Annotated in this window: 2 protein-coding genes; both read left to right on the top strand. The window is 56.9% G+C overall.

The features are described from left to right. Window positions 1-2,887, top strand: a 2,887-nt coding sequence (locus H1Y01_RS13020; protein WP_180540949.1) for a polysaccharide deacetylase family protein, incomplete at its 5' end; no start/stop codon positions are given. 1 nt (window position 2,888) lies between these two features. Beyond that, window positions 2,889-3,354, top strand: a 466-nt coding sequence (locus tag H1Y01_RS13015) for an MFS transporter (protein ID WP_180540948.1), incomplete at its 3' end; no start/stop codon positions are given.

Genomic DNA, 3,354 nt, shown 5'->3' with positions numbered 1-3,354 from the left:
CGATCAAAGCGACGAGACCGTCACCGTGATCGCCCGCCAGGCCAACCTGCCGATCATCGCGATGCTCACCAACTACCGCGATGGATGGCAGGCCGAGGACGTCCGCCGCATTCTGAAGAGTCCCGAGCTGCGGCACACCCTTATCGATAACATCGTTAGCAACCTTCAGGAGCACAAGTTTCAGGGCATCAACATAGATTTCGAGGAGTTGAAGAAACCGGATAGCGCGGCTTTGGTTCAGTTCATGACCGAAGTCAAGGCGCGGCTGGGACCTATGGGCTTTCTGGTAACGGAAGATGTTCCGGTAGACGATGACGCCTACGACCTGAAGCGGCTGGCCGTCGCGAACGATATCCTGCTGCCCATGGTATATGACGAGCACTACCAGTCAGGACCGCCTGGCCCGGTTGCATCGGAGCAGTGGTTTGAAGACCACTTAGACAAGCTCGCCAAGATCTTACCGCCTGAAAAGACGGTTGTGGGTATGGGCGCTTATGCTTATGACTGGGTTATTGGGTCGAGTACAAGTTCGGAGCTCGGCTTCAACGAAGTTATGTCCCGCGCGCTGTTGAACCATCCGGTCAGTACCGTTGAGTGGGACAGCGATCAGGAGAACCCGGTGCTTCGCTACAGTACCGGCGCCGAGCAGCATGAGATCTGGTTCCTGGATGCGGTGACCGGACTCAACATGGCTCAGGCGATTCATGACGATGGCTTTCGCGGCATTGGAGTCTGGCGGCTCGGGGCGGAAGATCCGGGCTTGTGGAATGTTTTGGAACCGGGCGCCTGGCCGCCGGACGACTTCGATCCAGCTCCGCTGGATCTTATGACCGCAAATAAACAGGTGAACCCCTACTCGGGTGGGGAGTTCCTCCATGTCGCAGAGGTACCGCACGACGGCTCGCGGAAAGTGAAGAAGCCCGCGAGTCAGGACGGCGACTACACGGAAGCGTATCAGGTGTTTCCGACTTACTATGTCATCGACGACGCGGGACGGACAAGCGACAAGCTAATGGCGCTTACCTTCGATGACGGCCCGGACCCGAAGTACACTCCGAGAATCCTGAACATTCTGAGTAAATATCATGTACCCGCTACTTTCTTCGTGATCGGCGTCAATGCGGAGAACAACATCGATCTCGTAAAGCGCGAGTACCGCGAGGGCCACGAAATCGGGAATCATACTTACTCGCATCCGAACATAGCTACCGTGTCGGCTTACCGCACCGACCTTGAGTTATCGGCGACACAGCGGATCTTAGAAAACGCGCTCGGACATTCGACGACCTTGTTTCGGCCGCCCTATAACGCTGATAGCGAGCCGCAGACTCCCGCCGAAATCCTTCCGATTCAGCGGGCCCAATTGGAAGGCTATGTAACTGTGGCTGAGAGTATCGACCCGCGCGACTGGCAGACGCCGACCACCGCAAAGGCGATCCTGGACGAGATCAAAGCCGAGCAGGAGAACGGGCACGTGATCCTGCTCCATGACGCCGGTGGAAACCGGGATGCGACGGTCGCCGCGCTTCCCCAGATCATCGAGTACTTCGAGTCGCAGGGCTATCGATTCGTAACCGCGGGTACTCTGATCGGCAAAGACCGCGCCGCCATTATGCCGGTCCCCTCGGCCGAAGAGATGCGTTGGGCGAGGATCGAGGGCCGCGCCTTCGATTTCAAGAGCAACGTGCTTGGAGTTGTCGGCATTTTGTTCCTTTGCGCGATTTATCTTACCGCTGGGCGCTCGGTTATCTATGGAATTCTTGCAGTGTGCCAGAAGATAGGGGCACGCAAGCGGGTGTTCGATCCGGACTATTGTCCTCGGGTTTCGGTAGTCATCGCCGCCTATAACGAGGAGAAGGTCATCGTAAGGACCGTGGAATCGATTCTGGCGAATGGCTACGAGGACATCGAGGTTATCGTGGTCGACGACGGATCAAAGGATCGAACTTACCAGCTACTCTGCGATCACTTCGGTGAACATCCTAAAGTTCTACTTTTGACTCAGCCGAACCGCGGTAAGTCGGCTGCCCTGAATCACGCGATTCTGAAGACCTCACACGACGTGTTGATCGCAGTGGACGCAGACACGATCTTTCAACGCGGCACGATCGCGTATCTTACCCGGCACTTCCACGATGGCAGAGTGGGCGCCGTTTCCGGGAACGCGCGTGTCGGAAATCGGCACAACTGGATCACGCGTTTTCAATCGATCGAGTATGTTTACGGATTCAATCTGGACCGCCGCGCATTGGATCTGTTGAACGCGATCACCGTCGTTCCCGGCGCTGTGGGCGCGTGGCGCAAGCAGCTGATAGTTTCGCTCGGCGGTTTCGGACACGATACCCTGGCGGAAGATACGGACTTAACCCTCTCCATCCGGCGGCTCGGTTATCGTATCCGGTATGAGGAGAAGGCGGTTGCCTATACCGAGGCGCCGGAAGATACCAAAGGGTTGGCGAAACAGCGCTTCCGGTGGGCATTCGGAACGCTGCAAGCGGCCTGGAAACATCGCGACGCGCTCTTCGTCCCGCGCTATGGAACCTTGGGGTTCGTCGCGCTGCCGAGTATCTGGTTGTTCCAGGTCTTACTCTCGGCTCTCGCGCCGTTCGCCGAGATTTCGATGATTATCGCGTTGTTTGCCGGTAACGGGTTGATCGTGCTGCAATACTATCTTGCTTTCTTTCTCCTTGAACTGCTTACAGGCTTACTGGCTTACGGATTGGAAGGCCTCGCGCCGGCGGACTTACGCCTGTTGTTCTTCCAGCGGGTCTATTACCGGCAGCTTATGCATTACGTGTTAGGAAAGTCTTTAGTGTTCGCAATGCGCGGCCGGCTAGTCGGGTGGGGCAAGCTGGAACGCCGGGCAACCGTACAACCGGTTCCGTAATATGCCGAGAGCCCCCTTGTTCCGAGGCTGGTGGGTCACCCTGGCTGCATTCTTTACCTTTGGAATCGCGGTAGGGATGCCTTACTACAACATGCCGTTCTTCTATGACTACTATGAGAACGCGTTTGGTTGGGCCAGGCATAGCATTACTCTGGGTTTTCCTATTGCGGCTCTGCTGACGCTGTGGGTAGGACCGTTAGTCGTTCCGCGCTTTTCGCCGCGCGGCCTGATCTTGGCCGGTACTGGGTTGACCTTCATCGCGTTTGCCGGGTTTAGCAGAATGGGTGGATCGTTAGCGGTCTACTATCTGCTCTGGCTGATCTACACGGTCGGCTATATCTTATCCGGGCCGATTCCGCACCAAATCATCATTTCGCATTGGTTCCGGCGAAAACGCGGCACGGCAATGGGAATTGCCTACGTCGGGGTGGGAGTCTTAGGCGCGGCCTTCTCCTGGGCCGTTAAGC

Source organism: Nevskia soli (assembly GCF_903970205.1).
Lineage (GTDB): Bacteria > Acidobacteriota > Terriglobia > Bryobacterales > Bryobacteraceae > Bog-113.
Note: the sequence above shows the minus strand (reverse complement) of the source record. Positions and strands in the feature narration are given on the sequence as shown.